Source organism: Micromonospora sp. NPDC048835, from assembly GCF_040649995.1.
GTDB lineage: Bacteria > Actinomycetota > Actinomycetes > Mycobacteriales > Micromonosporaceae > Micromonospora.
Genome location: NZ_JBEZGM010000004.1, coordinates 16,538 through 39,042, shown reverse-complemented (window position 1 = coordinate 39,042; position 22,505 = coordinate 16,538). Strand labels below are relative to the sequence as shown.

Below are 22,505 nucleotides of genomic sequence, written 5' to 3'. Positions count from 1 at the left end.
GCGGCGGAGGGTTCGGCCCGGTCGGTCAGCCGGTCGGTCGGGGGTCGACCAGGAACACCTGGTCCGCGCCGTCGGTGCACGGCTCGACATGCGCCTCGGCCGACACCTCGGTGTCGTCGTCGCGGAGCCCGACGCACAGGTCGGTGCCGCTGGGCCTGATCCGGTAGGAGGTCGGCGCGGACGGGGCCGGTTCGAAGCGGAACAGCTGCGCGGAGTTGGCCTCGCTGCACTTCACGACGGGTTCGAGCAAATTCCGACCCGGATCGTCGCTGCGGATGGTGAGGCAGCCCGGCCCGTGCGCCGGGTGATTCCACTTGATGAAGTACAGGCCGCCGGCAGCCGGCTCCAGGTAGGTGTCCGGTGGGGTGGCGTCCACACAGGGACGTTGGACCGCCACCTCGCTCGGGTACTGCCCGGTGCGGTCACGCCCCTCACTGAGGCAGAGTTGCGGGCTGCGGGCGGGGTGGATCTGGCTCAGGCGCGCGTCCGGGGCGATCGTCGGGCTGGCGTCGACCTCCGGGGCGGTCGGTGAGCCGTCGGGTGTCGACGTGGCCGGGCCGCCGAGCTGACCTGCCCCCTCGTCGCCGTTGGTTCGTTGGATCCAGAAACCCAGGCCGAGCGCGGCCAGGAGGACCCCGACGACCAGCAGCGCCAGTGGTGTGCGCCGGGCGAGCCAGCGTGCCCCGGTGGTTTGCTCGAGCGCCGCCGAGCCCGCCGCGGTGCCGTCGGCCGGGCCGCCGTCGACAGGCGCCGGGTCCGCCGGGGGGCCGTCGGTGGGCCGGTGCTCCGACCCCGGCAAGGTTGGCGGGTAGGTGCCCAGCGCGAGACGGTGCCGCGCCCGCAGCCAGGTCTCGACCTGGTCCGGCGCGCCGCACGCCCGCACGAAGGCGGCCAGCACCTCGGGTCGCGGAAGGCTGGACCGGCGCAGTATGTCGGCGGCGGTGCTACGGGCCAACACGTCACCGGAGGCTGCGGCGCGCTGCTCCAGTTGCCGGTATGTCAGCCGGGACCGCTCCTTGAGGTCGCGCAGCAACTCGATGAACTCGGCCGGGTCGGACGCGTCGTCCGGGCGTAGCTCCCCCGTGGTCATCGCCCGATTGTCCAGACAGCGCCGACCGCCGGGCAAGCCGGGGCCCAGCGTCTGTCCGAGATGGTCGGACAGGATCCGGACAGGCCGCTCTGAGCTGCCCGGACAGCGCAGCGCGGCGAACAGGGGCATTGTTCTCGCCCACCAGCCTGTCTAGCGTTCCTTCCCGATGGCCGCGCCGCTGACCGCTGTACGGCCGACGGGCTCGCGCCGGCACCGGTCCGGGCTCGACCACGTCGACCACACGGAGAGACTCGATGGATGACACTGCCCGGAATCCGGTGTCACAGGTGACCACGGCGGGGGAGTACGTGGCGTTGCTCAGGGACGTGCGGTGGCGTTCCGGCCTGACCTATCGGGAGATCACCCAACGCGCCTCGGCGGCCGGTCACTGGCTGCCGCCGAGCACCCTCGCGACGATGCTGGGGCGGACGACGCTGCCCCGGGAGCGCACCGTCGTCGCGCTGCTGGCGGCCTGCGGTACGGCGGAGGTCGAGGTCGAGAGGTGGCTGGAGACTCGGCGGGATCTCGAGGCCCGCCTCGGTGAGCAGGCGAGAGGGGAGAGCGACCAGGCCGAGACCCCTGCCGAGCCGTCCACTGCCGATCCGGGGACCACCGGCCCGAGCGTAAGCCCGATCCCGCCGCGACCCGGTGCGCCCTGGCCGGCCCGCCGCTGGCTTCGGCTGGCGCTGCTGGCGGTGCTCGGCGTCCTGATGGTCGGGGCGGCCGGCGCGTTACGACCGCTGGCCAGCCCCCCGGTCAGCAGCTCGCCGACCGACGGCTGCCCGGCGGTGCTGCGCCAGGGCATGTACGGGCCGTGCGTGCTGAACCTCCAGGAGCACCTGGTGGCCGGTGGACTCACCATGCCGGTGGACGGCTGGTTCGGCCCGGACACCACCAGCCGGGTGATGGTGTTCCAGGCGTTCGGCGGCCTGCCGGTCAGTGGCACCGCGGACGCGCAGTTGTTCGACGAGTTGTCCGGCGATCGCAAGGTGCCCGCCACCTGGACCAGGGAGCGGATCGGCAAGCACCTGCGGCAGATGTTCCCGGAGGACCCGACGGGGGCGGTGCGGGTGGCGCGCTGTCTGTCCGGGTTGGACCCGTACCGGGTCGAGGTCGTGGGGGACGGGTTGCGTCGCTGGGGGTTGTTCCAGCTCAGCGACATGGAGGTGTCCCGGTTCGGCGCCGACCGTCGGACCGCGCTGGATCCGGCGTGGAACATTGGGACGGCGCGCGAGATCTGGTCTCGTACCGGCGACTTCGGCCACTGGGACTGCGAGGCGTAGCGGACATCGGGGGCCTTTCCGGTCCCGGGTTCGACGACGACCAGGTCGCCGTTGTGCGGACCAGCTCACCGTAGGGTCGGGCGGCCTGTTCACAGCCTCCGAACAGTGCGCGGAACGGTGCCGAACGACAGGCGGGCGCCGGCATCCGACCAGGACACCGACGCCCGCGTGGCGGCCGATCGCCGATTCAGCCGAGCGTCTCCCGCTCCCGCCAGGCGGTACGCAGCGAGGTCCGGCCGTTGGTGCGCAGGAGCGACCCCTCGTACACCCGGGCCCCGGCGAGGAGGAACGCGCCGGCGGCGAGCAGCAGAAGGACCAGTGAGACGATCGGCTCCCAGCCGGCCGCGTCGCCGGTGAACAGCCGCAGCGGCATGGCCGTGGGCGACGAGAACGGCAGGTAGGACAGCACCCGCATCGCGGTGGCGTTGTCGTTCAGGAAGATCACCGCGAAGAACGGCAGCATGACGGCGAGCTGCACCGGCGTCGAGACGGCGGCGACATCCTCCTGCCGGTTGGCAAGCGCGCCGGCCGCCGCCCACATCGCGGCGAGCAGCACGAAACCGATCAGGAAGAAGGGTACGAACCAGCCGATCGCCGGGGCGAGCAGGCTGAGCAGGCCGCCGCTGTCGCCGATCTGCATGCCGAGCACCGCCACGAGCGCGATCAGCGCGATCTGTGCGAACGCCAGGATGCCACCGGCCACCACCTTCCCGGCCAGTAGCGCTCGCACCGGCACGGCGGCGACCAGGATCTCCACGATCCGGGTCTGCTTCTCCTCGGTGACGCTCTGCGCGATCTGCAGGCCGAAGGTCTGCGAGGTGATGAAGAAGACGAACGCGAAGACGAACGGCACCAGGAACGCCACCACCGGGTCGACCGCGTCCGGGTCGAGCAGTTGCACGGGCGGCGAACTGCTCAGCGCCTGGACCACGTCGGTGGGGGACTCGTCCATCGCGAGCACCTTCGGACCGGCGACCACAGCCGCGTCCACGTCACCGTCGCGGACGGCCTGCTCGGCGGCCCGGTCGTCGGCAACCACCCGGACGTCGAGTCCGGCATCGCGCAGCGGCCCGGCGGCCTCCTGGGTGGCTGCCACGCTGTCCGGCCCGCCGGAGAGCAGCGGCGGCAGGATGGTGCCCGCCGCGGCGATCAGCAGGAAGAACAGGGTGCCGAACAGGAAGGTGCGGTCGCGGAGCTTGACCCGGATCTCGCGTTCGGCGACCAGCCGGGTGGCCTGGGTGACGTTCACTGGGTGACCTCTCGGAAGATCTCGGTGAGCGAGGGGCTGACCGGGCGGAAGGCGCGGACCGGGCCGCGCGTCAGGGCCGCCCGCAGCACGGGTTGTTCGTCGGTGCCGGCCGGCAGGTCGAAGACCACCCGCGCGCCGTCCAACTCGACCACTGTCACCGCGGGGTGGTCGCGTACCCAGCCGGCGTCGTGCTCCACGACCAACTCGAACCGGGGCGCGGTGTACGAGTCGCGTAGCTGCTGCCGGCTGCCGGCGGCCCGGATCACCCCGTCCCCGATGATCACCAGGTCGTCGCAGAGGCGCTCCACCACGTCGAGCTGGTGACTGGAGAAGAGCACCGGCGCGCCGGCCGAGGCCCGTTCCCGCAGCACGGCCACGACGGTGTCGACGGCGAGGGGGTCCAGGCCGGAGAACGGTTCGTCGAGCACCAGCACCTCGGGGTCGTGCACCAGCGCGGCGGCGATCTGGGCGCGCTGCTGGTTGCCCAGCGACAGCGTCTCCAGCAGGTCGTCGCCGCGTGCGCCGAGCCCGACCCGGTCCAGCAGGGTGTCGGTGGACCGTCGTGCCGCGGCGGCGTCCAACCCGTGCAGCCGGCCCAGGTAGGTCACCTGCTCGCGGGTGGTCATCTTGGGGTAGAGGCCCCGCTCCTCCGGCATGTAGCCGAAGCGCCGGCGGTCCTGCGGGGTCAGCCTCGTACCGCCCCAGCTCACCTCGCCGGCGTCGGGTGCGAGCACACCCAGGATGATCCGCATGGTGGTCGTCTTGCCGGCGCCGTTGGCGCCGACGAAGCCGGTCATCCGGCCGGCGGCCACCTCGAAGGACACGTTCCTGAGCACTTGACGGTCGCCGAAGCTGCGGTCGACGCCGTCCAGGCGAAGCGTTCTGGTCACGTGCTCACGCTAGATCGATCACGTCACCGCGCCGTCCGCCCGGCGGCTGAGCGGACGGGTCCGCCTCGCGGTGGACGCCGGTCATCCGCCGGGCCGGACCACCCCGTTCTCGTACGCGAACACCACCGCCTGCACCCGGTCGCGCAGGCCGAGTTTGGCCAGCACCCGACTCACGTGCGTCTTCACCGTCGCCTCGCCGAGGTGGATGGTCGCGGCGATCTCCGCGTTGCTCGATCCGGCGGCGAGCAGCATCAGCACCTCCCGCTCGCGTGGGGTCAACTCGGCCAGCGCGGCCTCGGCGGCCGGGCCCCGGTGGGCGGTGCCCGCCGGGTCGCCGGGTCGGGCGAAGGTGGAGATCACCCGGCGGGTGATCTCCGGGGCGAGCAGACCATCGCCCCTGGCCAGCACCCGGATCGCCTCGACCAGCTCCTCCGGCGTGCCGTTCTTGAGCAGGAAGCCGCTGGCCCCGGCCCGCAGCGCGGCGAACAGGTAGTCGTCGCGGTCGAAGGTCGTGAGGATCAACACCGCGGGCGCCCCGGGGCCGTCGGCGACGATCCGCCGGGTGGCCTCCAGGCCGTCCATCCCGGGCATCTCGACATCCATGAGTACGACGTCGGGGCGGGTGGCCCGGGTCATGGTGACGGCCCGTTCGCCGTCGGCGGCCTCTCCGACCACCTCGATGTCGTCCTCCACCTCCAGGATGACCCGGAAGCCGGTACGGACGAGATGCTGGTCGTCGGCGAGCAGCACCCGCACCGTCGGGTCGGCGTCGGGTGCGTGCCGGAATGCCGCGCTCACGCGGGAGACTCCGCGTCGGCTGCCGCCCGGCGCCGGTCGGCCGGCTCCCGTTGCGGGCTGACCGTGTGGTCCGCCGACCCGTCGAGGGGGAAGCGGGCCCGGACCCGCCAGCCGCCGCCGGTTCGTGGCCCGGCCTCCAGGTCGCCGTCGTGGGCGGTGACCCGTTCGCGCATGCCGAGCAGGCCCAGTCCGTTGCTGTCGGCGCGGCCACCGCCGCGCCCGTCGTCGGTCACGTCGACCTCCACCTCCCGGGCCAGGTACCGGACCCGCACGTCGAGCAGAGCCGCCTCGGCGTGCTTCAGGGTGTTGGTCACCGCTTCCTGCGTCACCCGGTAGGCCGTCTGGGAGACCGACTCGGGCAACGCGACCGGGTCGCCGTACACCCCGAGGGTTGCCTCCAGGCCGGCGGCCCTGGCCCGCTCGACCAGCTCGCCGATCCGTTCGACGCCGCCGGCCGCCGGCGGCGCGGCGTCGGTGCCGCCGGTGGTCCGCAGCACGCCGAGCATCCGGCGCAGCTCGTCGACGGCGGTGCGGGCGCTCTGTTCGATGGCGGCCAGTGCGGCGCGGGCCTTGCCCTGGTCACGGTCGAACACCCGGCGGCAGGCGGACGCCTGCACACCCATCACCGACACGTGGTGGGCGACCACGTCGTGCAACTCCCGGGCGATCCGGACGCGTTCGCCGAGCACCGCCCGTTCCCGGGCGGCGGCCTGCGACCGGCGCAGGTCCTCGGCCTGGGCGCGCAGCTCGTGCTCGCGGTGCGCGGCCACCCAGGCGGTCTCACCGAAGAAGTACGCGAACCCCAGGACCAGCACGTTGAGCAGCACGCCGGTGACCACCATGGCGAGTCTCGGCGGCACCGGACCGACCGCGTCGGCGAAGGAATTCGCCGGGATGTGGTCGATCATCACCGCGTAGTAGACACCGAGCCAGGCGAACATCGCGGCGATCACGCCGATGCGCAGCCGGCGGGCCAGTTGGCGGTTCCGCCCCCACGCGCCGACGGTGTAGAGCGTGCAGAACAGGGCCCACGCGGAGAACTGGGTCTCCGGTGCCGAGCGGGCCTGCGCGGCGACGAACGCCACCGCGACGACAATCAGGGTCGCGCCCGGCCACCGCCGTCGCCAGATCAGCGGCACGGTCACGGCGACGGTCCAGAACAGCTGCTCCGGCCCGGACGGCGGCGGGCCCAGCAGGAACGCCCCGGTGCTGCGGGCCAAGGTCAGGCTGACCAGCGCCAGCGCGGTCATCCCCAGGCCGATCCAGAGGTCGTTTCGACGCTGTTCCGCCGTCGGACCCGGTCGGGCCCACTCCTGCCGCGCTGCCACGCTCATCCAGGCACGATGCCACGCCGCCCGGCGGGCCCGTCGACCGGGCGGGCGGACGCCGGTCCGGTCGGTGGACGGCCGGCGGCCCGGCGCGGGATACGCGCCGGGCCGCCGTCTCCGGTATTGCTTACGCGGTCGCCTGCTGGCGGGTCTTCCGGGCGGTGTCGATCAGGTCCCAGACCACCACCGCGGCGGCGCCCACCGCGATGGCCAGGCCGATGGCGTCCCGGTTTTCAGCCTCCGCCACCCAGCTCAGCCGCTCGGCCAGGGCCGGGTTGAGCAGCCGGTCGGAGAGCGCCAGCCAGGCCAGCGGCACCGCGAACGCCAGGTCGAGCAGCACCTTCGTGCCGAACAGGGGCCAGGTCCAGCGGTCGACCCGGTACTTCACGATCTCGAAGACCACGCTGAGGACCAGCACCCCGATCAGGGCCGGCAGCCAGAACGACCACAGAGCCGGGTCGAGGATCGCGATGTTCTCGCCGTCGGTGCCGCTCACCCAGGAGTGGTAGTGCTGCAACGGCAGGTACGCGATGGTCAGCACCAGCATGATCACCGATGCGATGGTGTCGGCGAGGGGGATGCCCCGTCGCACCGGTGCGTCGGGCAACTGGTCGACCGTCCACTCCGGCAGGTCCACGGGCGTCTGGGTGCGCTCGATGATGGCGAAGGTCAGGGTGAGCCAGAAGGTGATCTGCACGGCCACCTGTATGGCCGCCGCGATGCCGGGCCCGATGGCGCCGAAGCCCTTGCCTTCCGCCGCCTCGACCACCGTGACGATCGTGCCGACGAGCGCCGGGATGAAACTGAGCAGCAGCTTCAGCAGTCGCAGCCAGAGCAGGTAGTAGGTCGGGCCGATGAGTTGCAGCCGGCGGTCGGCGTACCGGGCGGCGAGCACGTCGGGGTTGCCCAGCTCGGTGAGCACCTCCCGTTCGGCGGTGGTGGCGTCCTGCCCGCCATCGGTGCGACCCTCGATCATGTCGTCGATGGAGGCGCGCAGCTCGGTGGCGATCTCCTCACGGCGCGGCGCGGGCACCGAGCGCAGGGTGGCGGCGAGGTAGCGGTCGGTCAGGGTGTTCATCGGTCCACTCCTTGGATCAGCCCGGTGACGGAGGTCTGCACGGCGGCGAGGTCGTCCAGCAGCCGGCTCAGCATCGACTCGCCCTCGTCGCTGGTCCGGTAGAACTTGCGCGGCCGGCTCTCTTCGGTGTTCCACTCGCTGGTCAGCAGCCCCTGGTCCTCCAGGCGGCGCAGCAGCGGGTAGAGCGTGTTGGCGTCCACCGGAAAGCCGTGGTCGGTGAGCCGTTGCAGCAGTGCGTAGCCGTAGTCCGGTCGGCGCAGCGCGACCAGGCTGGCCACCACGACGGTGCCTCGACGCAACTCCTGTAGGTGCGTCCGTAGAACGTCCTCGCTAGCCATGTGTCACACCATACTGTGTGGCACACAGTGTTGTCTACGGAGATAACGTCGCGTCTGCGGGGAATGTTGGGCGCGGCTCGTCTGCCCGCGCGTCTTTGCCAGGCCCGCAGTGGTTGTGCACCCTCCTTTGCTCTGCTGCCGCGGACGCGCCAGGGTGGTGCCGCGGGGTGGTGCTGCGGGGTGGGTGCCGCGGGGTGGGTGCCGCGGGGTGGTGCCGCCGGGTGCCTTCAGGTGGTGCTGCCGCGTGGCGCCTTCAGGGCAGCAGAGCAAAGGACGCGCGCGGGGCGCCCGGCCAACGCCGGACGCCCCGCGACGGGCCCCGTTCAGCAGGAAGGGCCCTGCCGGAAGTTCCGCTCGACGAAGCTGGCCGGCCCGACCTGGAAGTAACCCACGCCCGGCCGGATCGGGTGCCCGGTGAACAGCTCCACCCGCGACCCGACCCGGACCAGGTACGCCTCGGCGTCGCCCGCGTCGTTGCGGATCAACGACCCCCGCCGGCCGTAGATCGCCTCCAACTCGGCGAAGGACATGCCGACCGCGGCGCCGGCGGGGGACCGCGGCGGCGCGGTGGCCGTACCGACCTCCACCAGCCGATCGTTCTCAAAGGCCAGCAGGAGCACGCCGGCCCAGGAACCGGTCGCGCCGGCGTGCACCACCGAGCCGCAGCCCGGCGCGGTCCAGTCGATGTGCCCGTTCGCGGTGAGCGCCGCCAGGCTGGCACCGATCCGGTACACCCCGGCACCGGCGACGCCGAGCACCTGCGGGTGGGTGTGCCCGACCGCGTCGGCGTGCGGCCCGTACGCCGACGCGGCCGGTGGCGCTGCCGCCGCCGGGCCGGCGACGGTAACCGGGGCGAGCGTGCCGAGCGCCAGCGCGGCGGTGGTGAGGAGGATCGAGGGACGGTTCATGGTGGCTCCTTCGGTGATGGGACTCCTGCCCTGTTAGTCACCGCGTCGGGGCCAACGGTTCGTCACCTTCCGGCTCGGGCCGGTCTACCGTGCAGAGAGACGCCCGCCGGAGGTGACACGGTGACGGCTCCACTGCGGATCGGGCCCTACGCCATCGAGCGACTGCTCGGCGTCGGTTCGTTCGCGACGGTCTGGCTGGGCCACGACCCGGCCCTCGACGCGCACGTGGCGATCAAGGTGTTGGCCGAGAACTGGAGCCACGACCTGCGGGTTCGGGAACGCTTCCTGGACGAGGCCCGGTTGCTGCGCCGACTGGAGCACGAGCGGCTGATCCGGGTGCACGCCGTCGGCGAACTGCCGGACGGCCGCCCGTACGCGGTCCTGGCCTGGGCGAACGGTGGCAGTCTGCGCGACCGGCTGGCCGCTGCGGAGATTCCGGTGCCGGCGGCGCTGCGGCTGCTCGGCGAGGTCTGCGCCGGGGTCGCCGTGCTGCACCGACATGGCGTCGTGCACCGCGATCTCACCCCGGGCAACATCCTGTTCCGCTCGGTCGGCCCGGACGCTGAACAGGTGCTGATCGCCGACCTCGGCCTCGCCAAGGCGCTCGCCGCCGCCTCCGGGCTGACCGCCCGAGCCGGCACCCCGGGCTACATGGCCCCCGAGCAGGACGACCCGGGGGCGGTGGTGGACACCCGCGCCGACGTGTACGGGCTCGGCCGGCTCGGCATCCGACTGCTCGCCACCGGTCCGTCGCCCGCGAACCCGGCCGGGCCCGGTCCGTCGCCCGCGAACCCGGCCCGGCCCGGCCCGCGTCGGGACCTTTCGGAGATTCGGCTACGGGACGGCGTGCCGACGGCGGTCGCGGCGGTGCTCGCCCGGGCCACCGCCCAGCACCCGGCCGACCGCTACCCCGACGCCACGACCCTGCGCGCCGCCTTGACCCGCGCGAGCACCCCGGCGCGACGGCCGGCCGCGCCGACCACCACGAGCACGCCGGCGCGACGGCCGGCCGCGCCGACCACCACGAGCACGCCGGCGCGACGGCCGGCCGCGTCGACCACCACGAGCGGTCCAGCGGGGCTGGCCGCGTCGTCCGGCGCGGCGCGGCGAGAGCCGTCACCTCGGCCGAGCCGCCGGCACCGGATCCGGCGGGCCGCAGTAGCGGTCGTGGCCGTCGCCGCCGTGGCCGCGGTAGGCGCCGAACCGGCCGGCACCGGGTCGACTCGGCAGGTCGGTGCCACGTACACGACCGGGCCGCTGACCGTGGCGCTGCCGGCCGGCTGGTCCGCCGCGGGCGCCACCTGGGCCGGTCAGTACGACGCCGACGGCGAACCGGAACCGGCGCTGGTGATGTCGCCGCAACCCCGCCGGTGGGCCGCCGACCCCCGACTGCCCGGCGCGTTCGTGGGCCTCTCCGCGAGCACGGCGGCCCGCGCCACGCCCGCCGGGTTCCTGGCCGAGCGCACCCACGGCGACTGCACGCCCGCACCGGCCCGCACCACCCGCCAGGCGGGCGTCGAGTGGACGGTGGTGGCGTACCGCTGCGACCAGGGCCGGCCGCGCATCGTCGAGTCGGCCGCCCTGCACCCCGGCCGGGCCGCCCTGGTGTACGCGCAGATCACGCCACCGCCGGACACCGGCACCACGTTCGTGGACACTCTGCTCGCCGGCGTGCGGGTGCGCTGACCGCCCGCTGCGGGAAAAGGCCCCGACGGGGTGTCTCCCGGTGTGAGGCTGTCAGCGTGACGGAGGACCCGCGTCGGCCGCTGACCCGGGTGAAGAGTGGGCCGCAGCGTGCGGACCTGCTGGAACTCTTCTTCGACCTCGCCTTCGTGGCGAGCCTGACCCTGGTCTCGCAGAAGATGGCCGCCGAGCAGAGCTGGATCGGCCTCGGTCAGGCGCTGCTCCTCCTCTCGACGCTCTGGGCGGTGTGGGTGACCACGACGCTCATCACCGACACCTACAGCCCGCGCAGGCGGCCGATTCCGTACCTGATCCTCGGCATCATGTTCGGCGTCATGCTGATGTCCGCCGCACTGCCGACGGCCTTCAGCGACCACGGGCTGGTTTTCGGTGGGGCCTGGGCCGCGATAAACCTGGGCCGGGGGCTGGTGCTCGTCCGGTCGCAGCACGGTGGTCAGGGGCGCGAGCGCTCCCTCCGTGCCGTGGTCTGGTCCCTCAGCGCGGGGGCTCTCTGGCTGGTGGGCGGTGTGCTGGCCGACCCCGGCTGGCGGCTCGGTGTGTGGCTCGCCGCGCTGGCCGTCGACTACGTCGGTTTCGGGTTCCGCTTCCCCGTCCCCGGACGGGCGGCCCTGCCGCAGTACGCGGTGTCGCCGGAGCACCTCGCCGAGCGGTACCAGCAGATCTACACCCTCACCCTGGGCGAACTCGTCCTGGTCACCGTCCTCAGCCTGAGCCATGCGCCCTTCACGCCGGACCGGGCAGCCGCCTTCGGCACCGCGTTCCTGACGGCCGTGGTGCTGTGGTGGAGTTACGCCGGCGGAGCGGGGGCGACCCTGCGTACGGCCATCGAGGCGTCGCCGCACCGGGCCCGGCTGGTGCAGACCAACCCGTACGCGCACTGGTTGATGGTGGCCGGCGTGGTGGGCACGGCTGCCGGCGTCGAGCGGATCATCGCGGAGCCGGGGGAGCGCCCGGGCTCGGTCATGACGGCGCTCATCCTGGGCGGCACCGGGCTGTTCCTCTGCGGTCGGGCGTTCCTGGAGCACGAGGTCTACGGGCGGGTGGCGCTGTCGCACGTCTTCGGCGTGGCGGCCACGATCGCCCTCGCGCCGCTCGCCGCGCACCTGCCCGGGCTGGTACTGGGCCTGGCGGCCGCCCTGGTGCTGTCCGGTGTGGCGCTCGGCGAACTGCTCCGCCGGCGACGCCGACCCACCCCGGCGTCGGTGACCTCCTGACGCCAGCCGTCACCAGGGCCGACGGTCAGCGGACCACCACGGTGATGGTGTGCGCGCGGTCGTCCTTGGGGATGGTGACGGCGACGGTGCCGGGTCGGACGAACCGGATGTCCACCACCCCGGCCTCGTAGTGCTGCGAGACCAGCTCCGGCCGGTCGACGGTGACCAGACCGGGCCCGATGCCCTGGATCCGCAGCACCGCGCCGGTGGCGAAGCAGAGCGACCGCAGCAGTTCCAGTTCGGTGTCGGCCACCGGCAGGTCGTAGCGGACCGCGCCCTGACAACTGCTGGTCGGAGTGGTCGGTGGCGTGGTCGGCCGCTGGGTCGTACCCCGGGTCCTGGTCGGTGCGGGCGGCACCGGCACGGGCCGTCCGGCGGCCGGCGGCGGCCGCGTTGGCGACCGGCTGGTGCCAGGCGTGACCGACGGCGTGGGCGGCGCCGACGGCAGCATCGACGCCGACGGGGACGGTCCACGCGGCTGTACGGGCAGCGGCGAGACCGCGTCGCTGCCGCAGCCGGCGACCGCCGCGACGGCCGCGAGAGCGGTGACGACGCGGCCGACGGCCCGGCGCAGCGGAACCACCCGACCCCCTTCCCCGATCGTCGATGCCATCGCCGACGCCGACTCAGCCCGATCCGGCGCCGAGCTGTTCTCGGACCTGTCGCCGGGCCAGGTGCAACCGGGACTTCACGGTGCCCACCGGCACGTCGAGCAGAGCGGCGATCTCGGGGTAGCTCAGCCCCAGCACGTCGCGCAGGGCGACCACCTCGGCCAGGTCGGGGTGGACGGCGTCGAAGGCGTCGAGCAGGTCGAGACGGGTGCCGGCGACCACGCTCGTCCGTCGCGGGTCGGCCCGGTCCGGCACCGGTACGCCGCCGGCCTCCAGCCGGCAGCGGCGGCGCAGCGTGCGGTACGTGGAGCGGGCCCGGTTGGCGGCCAACCGGTGCAGCCAGGTGCGGAACGAGGAGCGCCCCTCGAACCGGGTGATGCCGCCGGCCACCGCCAGCAGCGTGTCCTGGCAGGCCTCTTCGGCGTCCTCCCGGTTGGGCAGGAACCTGGCGCACAACCGCAGCACCTCCGGGCGCACCGCGAGCAGCAGGGCGTCCAGCGCGGCCGGGTCGCCGTGCGCGGCGGACCGGGCCAGGGCGTCGATGTCGTCAGCGTCGGGCATGCCGGGTGTCCAATGCTCGCCGGTGCCGATCCCTGAGCGTACGACCGGCGACCCCGCAGCGGCCCCGAAGCGTCCGGCACCCGACGCGGACCACTACTCGAAGCGGGACACGTCCCCGGCGCCCCGGCGCAGGATCTCCGGCTCGGGCCCGGACAGGTCGATCACGGTGGTCGGCTCCCGGCCGCACTCGCCGGCGTCGAGCACGGCGTCGAGCTGGTGGTCGAGCCGTTCCTTGATCTCCCAGCCCTCGGTCATCGGCTCCTCGTCGCCGGGCAGGACCAGGGTGCTGGAGACCAGCGGCTCGCCCAGCTCGGCCAGGAGCGCCTGGGTGACGGTGTGCCGGGGTACCCGCACGCCGACCGTCCGCTTCTTCGGGTGCAGCATCCGCCGGGGCACCTCCCGGGTGGCCGGCAGGATGAAGGTGTAGCTGCCCGGGGTGGACGCCTTCACCAGGCGGAAGACCGCGTTGCTGATCTGGACGAACTGACCGAGCTGCGCGAAGTCGTGGCAGACAAGTGTGAAGTGGTGCCGATCGTCGAGGTGTCGGATCTGCCGGATCCGGTCCAGCCCCTCCTGGTTGCCCAGTCCGGTGCCGAGCGCGTAGCAGGAGTCCGTCGGGTAGGCGACCAGCCCACCACCGCGGATCAGCTCGACGACCTGGCCGATGATCCGGGGCTGCGGGTTGTCCGGGTGTACGTCGTAGTACCTCGCCATTCTGGGGAGCCTAGGCGCAACCGCGACCGGGTGGGAGACGAGGGCCACGGCTGTCGGCGCGGACGGTGGAGCCGCCGAGATCACCTCGGTAGGGTAGGTCCCGGTCGGCTCCGACCAACAAGATCCACACCGCCGGGGGGCGCCACGCATGGCTGATTCGTTCGCGCATCTGCACGTGCACACCGAGTACTCGATGCTCGACGGAGCGGCCCGACTGAAGGACCTGTTCGCCGAGGCCAACAGGTTGGGCATGTCCGCGGTGGCGATCACCGACCACGGCAACATGCACGGCGCGAACGACTTCTACAACCAGGCGATGGCCGCCGGGATCACCCCGATCCTGGGCGTCGAGGCGTACGTGGCGCCGGAGTCGCGCTATCACAAGGCCCGGGTCAAGTGGGGTCGGCCGGAGCAGAAGAGCGACGACATCTCCGGTAACGGCGCGATCACCCACAAGACCATGTGGGCCAAGAACGCGCAGGGCCTGAAGAACCTGTTCACCCTCAACTCGCGGGCGTCCATGGAGGGGCACTACGTCAAGTGGCCCCGGATGGACATGGAGCTGATCGCCGAGCACGCCGAGGGGATCATGGCCACCACCGGCTGCCCGTCCGGCGCGGTGCAGACCCGGCTGCGGCTGGGCCAGTTCGACGAGGCGCTCAAGGTCGCCGCGAGCTACCAGGACATCTTCGGCAAGGACAACTACTTCCTGGAGATCATGGATCACGGCCTCTCCATCGAGAGCCGGGTCCGTGAGGGGCTCACCGAGATCGCCCGCAAGCTGGACATCCCGCCGGTGGTCACGAACGACTCCCACTACACCCACGAGGCGCAGGCCACCGCCCACGACGTGCTGCTCTGCGTGCAGACCGGCAGCAACATCGACGACCCGAACCGGTTCCGGTTCGAGGGCGGCGGCTACTTCGTCAAGAGCGCCGACCAGATGCGCGCGGTGGACGCGTCCGAGCTGTGGCAGGAGGGCTGCCGCAACACCCTGCTGGTCGCCGAGAAGGTCGACCCGAAGGGCATGTTCGAGTTCCACAACCTGATGCCGCGCTTCCCGGTGCCCGAGGGTGAGACCGAGGAGTCCTGGTTCCGCAAGGAGACCTTCGCCGGCCTGGGTCGCCGTTACCCGAACGGCATCCCCGAGGGGCACGTCGTCCAGGCGGAGTACGAGCTGGGCGTGATCAACCAGATGGGGTTCCCGTCCTACTTCCTGGTGGTCGCCGACTTCATCCAGTGGGCGAAGAACCAGGGCATCGCGGTGGGTCCGGGCCGCGGTTCGGCCGCCGGCTCGCTCGTCGCGTACGCGCTGGGCATCACCGACCTGGACCCGATCCAGCACGGCCTCATCTTCGAGCGGTTCCTCAACCCCGAGCGGGTCTCGATGCCGGATGTCGACATCGACTTCGACGAGCGTCGGCGCGGCGAAGTGATCAAGTACGTCACCGACAAGTGGGGCGAGGACAAGGTCGCCCAGATCGCCACCTTCGGCACGATCAAGGCGAAGGCCGCGATCAAGGACTCGGCCCGGGTCCTCGGCTTCCCGTACGCGGTCGGCGACCGGATCACCAAGGCGATGCCACCGGCGGTGATGGGTAAGGACATCCCGCTCACCGGCATCTTCGACAACAAGCACCCCCGCTACGCCGAGGCCGGTGAGATCCGCGGCCTGTACGACTCCGACCCGGACGTCCGCAAGGTGATCGACACGGCCAAGGGCATCGAGGGGCTGATCCGGCAGACCGGTGTGCACGCCGCCGGCGTCATCATGTCCGCCGAGCCGATCATCGAGCACATCCCGTTGATGCGCCGCGACGCCGACGGGGCGATCATCACGCAGTTCGACTACCCGACCTGTGAGTCGCTCGGGCTGTTGAAGATGGACTTCCTCGGCCTGCGCAACCTGACGATCATCGACGACGCGGTCAAGAACATCGAGCTGAACCACGGCCTCAAGCTCGACCTGCTGGCCCTGCCGCTCGACGACAAGCCCGCGTACGAGCTGCTGGCCCGCGGTGACACCCTGGGCGTGTTCCAGCTCGACGGCGGGCCGATGCGGTCCCTGCTGCGGTTGATGAAGCCGGACAACTTCGAGGACATCTCCGCCGTCCTGGCCCTGTACCGGCCCGGCCCGATGGGCGTCGACTCGCACACCAACTACGCGCTACGCAAGAACGGCCTCCAGGAGATCACCCCGATCCACCCGGAGCTGGAGGAGCCGCTGCGGGAGATCCTCGCCCCGACCCACGGCCTGATCGTCTACCAGGAGCAGGTGCAGCGCGCCGCGCAGATCCTCGCCGGTTACACCCTCGGTCAGGCGGACCTGCTGCGCCGGGCCATGGGTAAGAAGAAGAAGGAGATCCTCGACAAGGAGTTCATCCCGTTCCGGGACGGCTGTCGCGAGCGCGGCTACTCCGACGAGGCGATCCAGGCGGTGTGGGACGTCCTGGTGCCGTTCGCCGGGTACGCGTTCAACAAGGCGCACTCCGCCGCGTACGGCCTGGTCTCCTACTGGACCGCGTACCTGAAGGCGCACTACCCGGCCGAGTACATGGCCGGGCTGCTGACGAGCGTCGGCGACGACAAGGACAAGATGGCGCTCTACCTGGCCGAGTGCCGCCGGATGCGCATCCAGGTGCTGCCACCGGACGTGAACACCTCGGCCGGGCCGTTCACCCCGGTCGGCAAGGACATCCGCTTCGGTCTGGCCGCCGTGCGCAACGTCGGCGCGAACGTGGTCGCCTCGATCATGCGCTGCCGCGACGAGAAGGGCGATTACGGCGACTTCTACGACTTCCTGTCCAAGGTGGACGCGGTGGTCTGCAACAAGAAGACGATCGAATCGCTGATCAAGGCGGGCGCGTTCGACTCCCTCGACCACCCCCGCAAGGGCCTGCTCGCGGTGCACGCCGACGCTATCGACGCGTACGCCGACGTCAAGCGCAAGGAGGCCGTCGGCCAGTACGACCTGTTCGGCGCGGGCTTCGGGGACGCCGACACCGGCAGCACCACGGTGATGCCGGTGATCGGCGACAGTGAGTGGGACAAGCGCGACAAGCTGGCGTTCGAGCGGGAGATGCTCGGCCTGTACGTCTCCGACCACCCGCTGTTCGGCCTGGAACACATCCTCAACGCGGCGGCCGACACCACGATCGCGTCCCTGGCCGAGGAGGGCGCGGTGCCCGACGGGGCGGTCGTCACCCTCGCCGGCATCCTGTCCGGGGTGCAGCGCCGGGTCACCAAGCAGGGCCGGGCCTGGGCGTCGGCCACCCTGGAAGACCTGGCCGGTGGGGTGGAGGCGCTGTTCTTCCCCAACACCTACGAGGTGATCGGGCAATACATCGCCGAGGACGCCATCGTGGTGGTCAAGGGTCGGGTGGACCGCCGTGACGACACCCCTCGGATCATGGCGATGGACATGTCCATGCCGGACGTCAGCACCAGCGCCACCAACAAGCCGGTCACCCTCACCATCCCGGTGCACCGCTGCACGCCACCGCTGATGGAGAAGCTGAAGGAGACCCTGGTGCTGCACCCCGGCGACACCGAGGTGCACGTCAAACTCCTCAACGGTGGGCGCACCACCACCCTGCGGCTGGGCCCGTTCCGGGTGGCGGCGACGACTGCGCTGATGGGTGACCTGAAGAGCGTCCTCGGCCCGGCCAACGTGAGCTGACCGATCCATGGCCGGGCCCGTCGCCCGCCCCGCCGATCAAGGAGTTGTGGTGGGTGACAAAGCGCCCATAGTTGCGGTTGATGGGCACCATTACTCCATGATCGACGGGGCTGGGTCGGGGCTCAGCCCCGGTCGGGCGCGCTGACCTCCCGCAGTTGGCCGTCGGCCAGCCGCAACCAGCGCTGCACGCCGATCTCGGCGAGGAACCGTTCGTCGTGGCTGACCACCACGAACGCCCCCTGGTACGCGGAGAGCGCGCTCTCCAACTGGCCGACGCTTACCAGGTCCAGGTTGTTCGTCGGCTCGTCGAGCAGCAGCAGTTGCGGTGCCGGTTCGGCGCAGAGCACACAGGCGAGGGTGGCGCGCAGCCGTTCACCGCCGGAGAGCACCCCGACGGGCAGGTTCACCCGGGCACCCCGGAACAGGAACCGGGCGAGCAGGTTCATCCGCCTGGCGTCCGGCAGGCTCGGCGCGTACGCGGCGAAGTTCTCCGCCACCGTGCGGTCGAGGTCCAGCAGGTCCAGCCGCTGCGACAGGTACGCGATCCGCCCGTCGGCCCGCTTGACGTCACCGCCGGCCGGTTCCAGGTCGCCGTTGACCAGGCGCAGCAGGGTCGACTTGCCGACGCCGTTCGCCCCGGTGAGCGCGATCCGTTCCGGCCCCCGGATGACCAGGTCCGCGCCGTCGCCACCGAACAGGTCCCGGTCGTCGAAGCGGGCCCGCAACCCCTGACCGGAGAAGACCGTCCGCCCGCCCGGGACACTGGTGTCCGGCAACTCGACGGTGATCCGGTCCTCGTCGCGTACCGCCCGCCCCGCCTCGTCGAGTCGGGCCTTGGCCTGACCGAGCCGGGACGAGTGCGTCTCCTGCGCCTTTCCCGCCGACTCCTGTGCGCTGCGCTTGAGCCCACCGGCCACGATCCGGGCCAGGCCGGCGTTCTTCAGGTTCTTGGAGGCGTTGCTGGCTCGCCGGTCGGCACGCTCGCGAGCCTGCTGCATCTCCCGCTTCTCCCGCTTCACCTCCTGCTCGGCGTTGCGCAGGTTGCTCTCGGCCACCTCCCGCGCCGCCTGCACGGCCTCGGTGTACGCGGTGAAGTTGCCCCCGTACCAGCGGATCTCACCCTGGTCCAACTCGGCGATGCGGTCCATCCGGTCCAGCAGTTCCCGGTCGTGACTGACCAGGAGCAGGCACCCGGACCAGTCGGTTAGCACGTCGTAGAGCTTGTGCCGGGCCGCCACGTCCAGGTTGTTCGTCGGCTCGTCGAGCAGCAGCACGTCCGGGCGACGCAGCAGTTGCGCCGCCAGACCGAGGGAGACCACCTGACCGCCGCTGAGGGTGTGCAGCCGTCGGTCGAGTTGCAGGTCACCGAGGCCGAGCCGGTCCAACTCCGAGCGGGTGCGCTCCTCGATGTCCCAGTCGTCGCCGATCGTGGCGAAATGGTCCTCGCCGGCGTCGCCGGCCTCGATGGCGTGCAGCGCCGCGATCCGCTCGGCCACGCCCAGCACCTGCGCCACGCTCAGGTCACCGGCGAGCGGCAGCGTCTGCGGGAGGTAGCCGAGCACACCGTCGACGGTGACGCTGCCGCCGCTGGGCCGGAGTTCCCCGGCGATCAGCCGCAGCAGGGTGCTCTTGCCGGCGCCGTTGGGCGCGACCAGGCCGGTGCGGCCGCCCGGCACGGTGAAGGACAGCTCGGAGAAGACCGGGGTGTCGTCCGGCCAGGAGAAGGACAGGTTCGAGCAGACAATGAACGCATCAGACATGCGAGTGACCTCAGAGGGTGGGGTGGGCGTGCCAGAGCCGCCCGACGACAACGGGAACAGATGGAACGGCGACATGGCCCCGGCGGCAGCGCGAACGCGCGCCGAACCGATGGCCGAACACATCCGGTCTCACCCGGAGATGTCGTCGTCACCCGCCATGTCTGGTCTCCCTGGTCGTGCCACTAACCCAACTTCGCCGAGTCTACGACACGTCGAAGAGACGCAGTCCGTCGTACTCGGCGAAGTCGGCGAAGTCCTTGCCGTTGAACGTGGCCAGCGGCAGTCGGTCGACCAGGCAGCAAGCCGCGATCCACGAGTCGTTCGTCGGCCGGGGCCCCCCGGTGCTGAGCCCGCGCTTGGAGGCGCCCCCAGGTGACGGACACCGCCTCGTCGAAGGGGAGTAACACTATCCCCGACCGCCACTGCGCCAGGTCAGCCAGCTTGCGCGGCCCCCAGCTGCGGAGCGCTGTCCATTTGGTCAGCTCGCCGAGCGCCACGAAAGTGATGCAGAGGGTCTTACCGGTCAGGCGGGCACGAAGACGCTCAGGAAGCCGCCCACGAAGGATTGCCGACGCCACGTCGGTGTCGAGAACGACAAGGCTCACGCGGCCCCTGCCCGCCGAGAGGCATACAGATCAACGAGGAACTCGTCCAGTTCCTCGTCTGACTCGAACAGACCCGGACGGGCCAGGTCGTCCACGGAAGCGATCGGCCGAATGCCCTGACGGCGGGCCAACTCCTCGGCTGGCACGTGTTCCGTCGTCGGCCACTCGGGCATCCGCTCGGCGTTGCTCGACGTCACAGCTCACCTCCGGGAATCGATCCGTCGTCGATGCTCCCACCTCCACGGCACAGCGCGGCACCTCACCGCCGATGTCAGGCGGAGTTGTTTCATCCTCAGCGGGGGCGGTACTCGACCTCGGGGCGGCCGGGGGTGCCGTAGCGGGGGCTGAGGGCCGCCCGGTCGACGGTCACCAGGTATTCGAGGTACCGCCGGGCGGTCACCCGGGAGATGCCGGTCGACGCGCTCACCTCGGTCGCGGAGAGCCCGACCGCCGCGCGGGTGCCGTCGGTGAGCGCGGCGCGTACCCGATCGAGGGTCTGCGCGTCGAGCCCCTTGGGCAGGCTGTGCCCGGCGGTGCCGCGCAGGGTCGCGAACATCTGGTCAACCTCGTGCTGGGCGGCGACCTCGCCGTCGGCGAGCGCCTGGGCGCGGTAGTCCGCGTACCGCTCCAGCTTGTCGCGGAACGCGGCGAACGTGAACGGTTTGAGCAGGTAGTGGGTCACCCCGAGGGACACGGCCGTGCGGACCACCGCGAGGTCCCGCGCCGACGTCACCGCGAGCACGTCGACGCTGCTGCCGGCCGCGCGCAGCGCCCGGCAGACGTCCAGGCCGTGTAGGTCGGGCAGCCGAAAATCAAGGAGTACGAGGTCCACGTCGCCGCCGTCGTTCGCGCGCAGGGCCGCCATCGCCGCCCGCGCCTGATCGCCAAGATGGAGCACTTCGGCGTGAGCAAGCCGGTCGTCGGCATCACGGTGCCGACCGGCTACCCGTTCAACCTGGACGGCACGGCGATCTACCTGACCATGGCCTCACTGTTCATCGCCGACGCGCTGGGCAAACCACTGGCCATCGGCGAGCAGATCTCGCCGCTGCTCTTCATGATCATCGCGTCGAAGGGTGCCGCCGGGGTCACCGGCGCCGGGCCGGCCACGCTTGCCGGTGGCCTCCAGTCACACCGCCCGGACCTCGTCGACGGGGTTGGTCTGATCGTCGGCATCGACAGGTTCATGTCGGAGGCTCGGGCGCTCACCAACTTCGCCGGCAACGCGGTGGCGACGGTCCTTGTCGGCACCTGGACCGGCGAGTTCGACCGGGAGCGGGCGGTCGGAGTGCTCAGCGGCACCGACCCGTTCGACGAGACGACAATGGTCGACGAGCACGACGACGAGGCGACCATGCTCGACGAGCACCCCGACGGGTCGGAGTCCCGCCCCGACGAGAACAGGGCCACGCCGGCCGGCGCCCCGGCCTGATCCACGCCGTGCACCGGGGTCGCGGCGGCCCAGCGCCACCGCGACCCTCGCCGCCCGGCAGTGATCCACTCGGTTTCCTGGAAATCGTGGCGTCCGAACCTGCCCGACACCGCGACTTCCTAGAAGCCGAGTCGATCTACGAGCCGCAGCCGCTGCGTCGACCGCGAGGCGTCAGCGTCGGCGTGCGCGCCACATCGTGTGTTCCCTGGAGATCGCCGTCTCCGTGTCGTTCACGAACCGCGACAGTTCGGCCTCCGAGCTGACCCGGGTGCCCAACGATCCCATCGCGGCAAGCTCCTGACTCGCCAGGGCGTAGGCGGTCGCCACCGCGCCGTGTTGCCGCGTCTGCGTCCAGGCCGCCCCGGCGGCGACCGCGGCGGCGGCCACTCCGAGCAGGTCGAGGTCGGTCAACCCGGCAGCCCGCGACACGGCGAGGGTCACCCCAACTATCTCCAGCACGAGCATGCTGACCGACCAGCGGGTCGCCCGTGCACGGTTGGACAGCGACTGCCCGGCGTACCAGGCGCGTTGGGCCTCCAGACGACCGGTCAGGTACGCGGCGCGGCGGTCCGCGAGGGAGGCTGCGCGCAACGTCCGCATTCCCTCGGTGACCTGTTGCCCGGCCAACGCGGGGGCCGACAACCCAGCCGCCGACATGTCCCGGGTCAGACCAAACAGTCGGTTGGTGAACTCCTCGACGCTGTCCGAGTCGCTGCGCGACCGGGGAAAGGGATCCGCCGCTACGCTGAATCGCCAGGTGAGCGACTTGACGGATTCGGAGAGGGCTCTGCCGACGTACCACCGCTCATTGGGGCGATTGGTGAGAAGGAAGACCTCGACGATCGAGGTCGCGGCGAACGCCCCCGCCGCGAGCGCCGGGCCCAGGGCGAGATCGTCGAGTTTCCAGGTGGCGACTCCCGCGACCGCGGCCACCAGGAGCAGGGACAGCCGTAGCGCGATCAGGGTGGCGTACACGCGTTGGCCGCGCTGCGACTCGTAGGACACGGCGCGCTGAAACGGGGGAAGATCCTCGGCCTTCAGCATGACGTTTACCTCTCGACGGCACGTCCAGGTCGCCGGCAGCAACAAGCGAGCACACCAACTCCAGGCGCTGTAGACAGTAGACAACCCCGTCCACCCCAAACCCCCATCCCCTCCCACCCCCACCCCCACCCCACCCCCGTTGTTGATCAAGAGGTTTCTGTCACGACACGCCGAGATGGGTGACGCAAAGCTCTTGATCAACAGGGGTGGAGTCGTGTC

Annotated in this window: 21 protein-coding genes; 5 read left to right on the top strand and 16 right to left on the bottom strand. The window is 71.6% G+C overall.

What is annotated here, in order from left to right:
* Positions 1-25: 25 nt before the first annotated feature.
* Positions 26-1,090, bottom strand: a complete 1,065-nt coding sequence (locus AB0C15_RS06725) for a helix-turn-helix domain-containing protein (RefSeq protein WP_357349425.1) — start codon at positions 1,088-1,090, stop codon at positions 26-28.
* A gap of 254 nt (positions 1,091-1,344) precedes the next feature.
* Between AB0C15_RS06725 and AB0C15_RS06720 the strand changes: the two genes are divergently transcribed.
* Positions 1,345-2,373, top strand: a complete 1,029-nt coding sequence (locus tag AB0C15_RS06720) for a peptidoglycan-binding protein (protein ID WP_357349423.1) — start codon at positions 1,345-1,347, stop codon at positions 2,371-2,373.
* A gap of 187 nt (positions 2,374-2,560) precedes the next feature.
* Here the strand turns inward: AB0C15_RS06720 and AB0C15_RS06715 are convergent, their stop codons facing one another.
* From AB0C15_RS06715 to AB0C15_RS06685, 7 genes are all read right to left on the bottom strand, one after another.
* A complete protein-coding gene (locus AB0C15_RS06715; RefSeq protein ID WP_357349421.1) occupies positions 2,561-3,622 on the bottom strand; it encodes an ABC transporter permease in 1,062 nt (353 codons plus the stop codon).
* On the bottom strand, positions 3,619-4,512 hold the full coding sequence (locus AB0C15_RS06710; protein WP_357349419.1) for an ATP-binding cassette domain-containing protein: 894 nt from the start codon (positions 4,510-4,512) through the stop codon (positions 3,619-3,621). Before AB0C15_RS06710 ends, AB0C15_RS06715 begins: the two co-directional genes overlap by 4 nt.
* An 81-nt stretch (positions 4,513-4,593) precedes the next feature.
* The gene (locus tag AB0C15_RS06705; protein ID WP_357349417.1) at positions 4,594-5,310 is read right to left on the bottom strand and encodes a response regulator transcription factor; all 717 of its coding nucleotides are present in this window, start codon (positions 5,308-5,310) and stop codon (positions 4,594-4,596) included.
* Positions 5,307-6,644 carry a sensor histidine kinase gene (locus tag AB0C15_RS06700; RefSeq protein ID WP_357349415.1) on the bottom strand — a complete coding sequence of 446 codons (1,338 nt, stop codon included), beginning with the start codon at positions 6,642-6,644 and terminating at the stop codon, positions 5,307-5,309. Before AB0C15_RS06700 ends, AB0C15_RS06705 begins: the two co-directional genes overlap by 4 nt.
* Before the next feature lie 121 nt (positions 6,645-6,765).
* Positions 6,766-7,716: a permease prefix domain 1-containing protein gene (locus tag AB0C15_RS06695; protein ID WP_357349413.1), complete on the bottom strand. Its 951-nt coding sequence runs from the start codon at positions 7,714-7,716 to the stop codon at positions 6,766-6,768.
* Positions 7,713-8,054: a PadR family transcriptional regulator gene (locus AB0C15_RS06690; RefSeq protein ID WP_357349411.1), complete on the bottom strand. Its 342-nt coding sequence runs from the start codon at positions 8,052-8,054 to the stop codon at positions 7,713-7,715. Before AB0C15_RS06690 ends, AB0C15_RS06695 begins: the two co-directional genes overlap by 4 nt.
* A gap of 323 nt (positions 8,055-8,377) precedes the next feature.
* Positions 8,378-8,962, bottom strand: coding sequence for a hypothetical protein (locus AB0C15_RS06685; RefSeq protein ID WP_357349409.1), 585 nt, complete (start codon positions 8,960-8,962; stop codon positions 8,378-8,380).
* Positions 8,963-9,082: 120 nt separating this feature from the next.
* Here AB0C15_RS06685 and AB0C15_RS06680 point away from each other — a divergent pair, with 120 nt between their 5' ends.
* Complete coding sequence (locus AB0C15_RS06680) at positions 9,083-10,648, top strand: protein kinase (protein ID WP_357349407.1); 1,566 nt, start codon at positions 9,083-9,085, stop codon at positions 10,646-10,648.
* A gap of 56 nt (positions 10,649-10,704) precedes the next feature.
* Entirely contained in the window at positions 10,705-11,880 is a 1,176-nt protein-coding gene (locus AB0C15_RS06675) for a low temperature requirement protein A (protein ID WP_357349405.1), read from the top strand.
* Positions 11,881-11,905: 25 nt separating this feature from the next.
* On the opposite strand, the gene AB0C15_RS06670 is transcribed toward AB0C15_RS06675, so the two are convergent.
* The 3 genes from AB0C15_RS06670 to AB0C15_RS06660 form a co-directional block, all read right to left on the bottom strand.
* Complete coding sequence (locus AB0C15_RS06670; protein WP_357349403.1) at positions 11,906-12,463, bottom strand: hypothetical protein; 558 nt, start codon at positions 12,461-12,463, stop codon at positions 11,906-11,908.
* A gap of 43 nt (positions 12,464-12,506) precedes the next feature.
* A complete protein-coding gene (locus tag AB0C15_RS06665; protein ID WP_357349401.1) occupies positions 12,507-13,052 on the bottom strand; it encodes an RNA polymerase sigma factor in 546 nt (181 codons plus the stop codon).
* A 93-nt stretch (positions 13,053-13,145) separates the two neighbouring features.
* Entirely contained in the window at positions 13,146-13,766 is a 621-nt protein-coding gene (locus AB0C15_RS06660; protein ID WP_357349399.1) for an L-threonylcarbamoyladenylate synthase, read from the bottom strand.
* A gap of 148 nt (positions 13,767-13,914) precedes the next feature.
* Here AB0C15_RS06660 and dnaE point away from each other — a divergent pair, with 148 nt between their 5' ends.
* Positions 13,915-17,445: a DNA polymerase III subunit alpha gene (gene dnaE, locus AB0C15_RS06655; RefSeq protein WP_357349397.1), complete on the top strand. Its 3,531-nt coding sequence runs from the start codon at positions 13,915-13,917 to the stop codon at positions 17,443-17,445.
* 122 nt (positions 17,446-17,567) lie between these two features.
* Here dnaE and abc-f read toward each other — a convergent pair whose 3' ends face one another.
* The 4 genes from abc-f to AB0C15_RS06635 form a co-directional block, all read right to left on the bottom strand.
* Positions 17,568-19,205, bottom strand: coding sequence for a ribosomal protection-like ABC-F family protein (gene abc-f / locus AB0C15_RS06650; RefSeq protein ID WP_357349395.1), 1,638 nt, complete (start codon positions 19,203-19,205; stop codon positions 17,568-17,570).
* A 182-nt stretch (positions 19,206-19,387) separates the two neighbouring features.
* Positions 19,388-19,783 carry a hypothetical protein gene (locus tag AB0C15_RS06645; protein WP_357349872.1) on the bottom strand — a complete coding sequence of 132 codons (396 nt, stop codon included), beginning with the start codon at positions 19,781-19,783 and terminating at the stop codon, positions 19,388-19,390.
* A 23-nt stretch (positions 19,784-19,806) separates the two neighbouring features.
* The gene (locus tag AB0C15_RS06640) at positions 19,807-20,007 is read right to left on the bottom strand and encodes a hypothetical protein (protein ID WP_357349393.1); all 201 of its coding nucleotides are present in this window, start codon (positions 20,005-20,007) and stop codon (positions 19,807-19,809) included.
* Between the two features lie 95 nt (positions 20,008-20,102).
* Positions 20,103-20,675, bottom strand: coding sequence for a response regulator (locus tag AB0C15_RS06635; RefSeq protein WP_357349390.1), 573 nt, complete (start codon positions 20,673-20,675; stop codon positions 20,103-20,105).
* A gap of 39 nt (positions 20,676-20,714) precedes the next feature.
* Here AB0C15_RS06635 and AB0C15_RS06630 point away from each other — a divergent pair, with 39 nt between their 5' ends.
* Positions 20,715-21,242, top strand: coding sequence for a cation:dicarboxylase symporter family transporter (locus AB0C15_RS06630; protein WP_357349388.1), 528 nt, complete (start codon positions 20,715-20,717; stop codon positions 21,240-21,242).
* Between the two features lie 171 nt (positions 21,243-21,413).
* Here AB0C15_RS06630 and AB0C15_RS06625 read toward each other — a convergent pair whose 3' ends face one another.
* A complete protein-coding gene (locus AB0C15_RS06625) occupies positions 21,414-22,286 on the bottom strand; it encodes a DUF4231 domain-containing protein (protein ID WP_357349386.1) in 873 nt (290 codons plus the stop codon).
* Positions 22,287-22,505 lie beyond the last annotated feature (219 nt).

Bases quoted from the DNA above. Each gene is read 5' to 3' on its own strand.
- AB0C15_RS06720 (WP_357349423.1), top strand. From the start codon at position 1,345: ATGGATGACACTGCCCGGAATCCGGTGTCACAGGTGACCACGGCGGGG.
- AB0C15_RS06690 (WP_357349411.1), bottom strand. From the start codon at position 8,054: ATGGCTAGCGAGGACGTTCTACGGACGCACCTACAGGAGTTGCGTCGA.
- AB0C15_RS06725 (WP_357349425.1), bottom strand. From the start codon at position 1,090: ATGACCACGGGGGAGCTACGCCCGGACGACGCGTCCGACCCGGCCGAG.
- AB0C15_RS06635 (WP_357349390.1), bottom strand. From the start codon at position 20,675: ATGGCGGCCCTGCGCGCGAACGACGGCGGCGACGTGGACCTCGTACTC.
- AB0C15_RS06660 (WP_357349399.1), bottom strand. From the start codon at position 13,766: ATGGCGAGGTACTACGACGTACACCCGGACAACCCGCAGCCCCGGATC.
- AB0C15_RS06695 (WP_357349413.1), bottom strand. From the start codon at position 7,716: ATGAACACCCTGACCGACCGCTACCTCGCCGCCACCCTGCGCTCGGTG.
- AB0C15_RS06625 (WP_357349386.1), bottom strand. From the start codon at position 22,286: ATGCTGAAGGCCGAGGATCTTCCCCCGTTTCAGCGCGCCGTGTCCTAC.
- abc-f (WP_357349395.1), bottom strand. From the start codon at position 19,205: ATGTCTGATGCGTTCATTGTCTGCTCGAACCTGTCCTTCTCCTGGCCG.
- AB0C15_RS06665 (WP_357349401.1), bottom strand. From the start codon at position 13,052: ATGCCCGACGCTGACGACATCGACGCCCTGGCCCGGTCCGCCGCGCAC.
- AB0C15_RS06685 (WP_357349409.1), bottom strand. From the start codon at position 8,962: ATGAACCGTCCCTCGATCCTCCTCACCACCGCCGCGCTGGCGCTCGGC.
- dnaE (WP_357349397.1), top strand. From the start codon at position 13,915: ATGGCTGATTCGTTCGCGCATCTGCACGTGCACACCGAGTACTCGATG.
- AB0C15_RS06700 (WP_357349415.1), bottom strand. From the start codon at position 6,644: ATGAGCGTGGCAGCGCGGCAGGAGTGGGCCCGACCGGGTCCGACGGCG.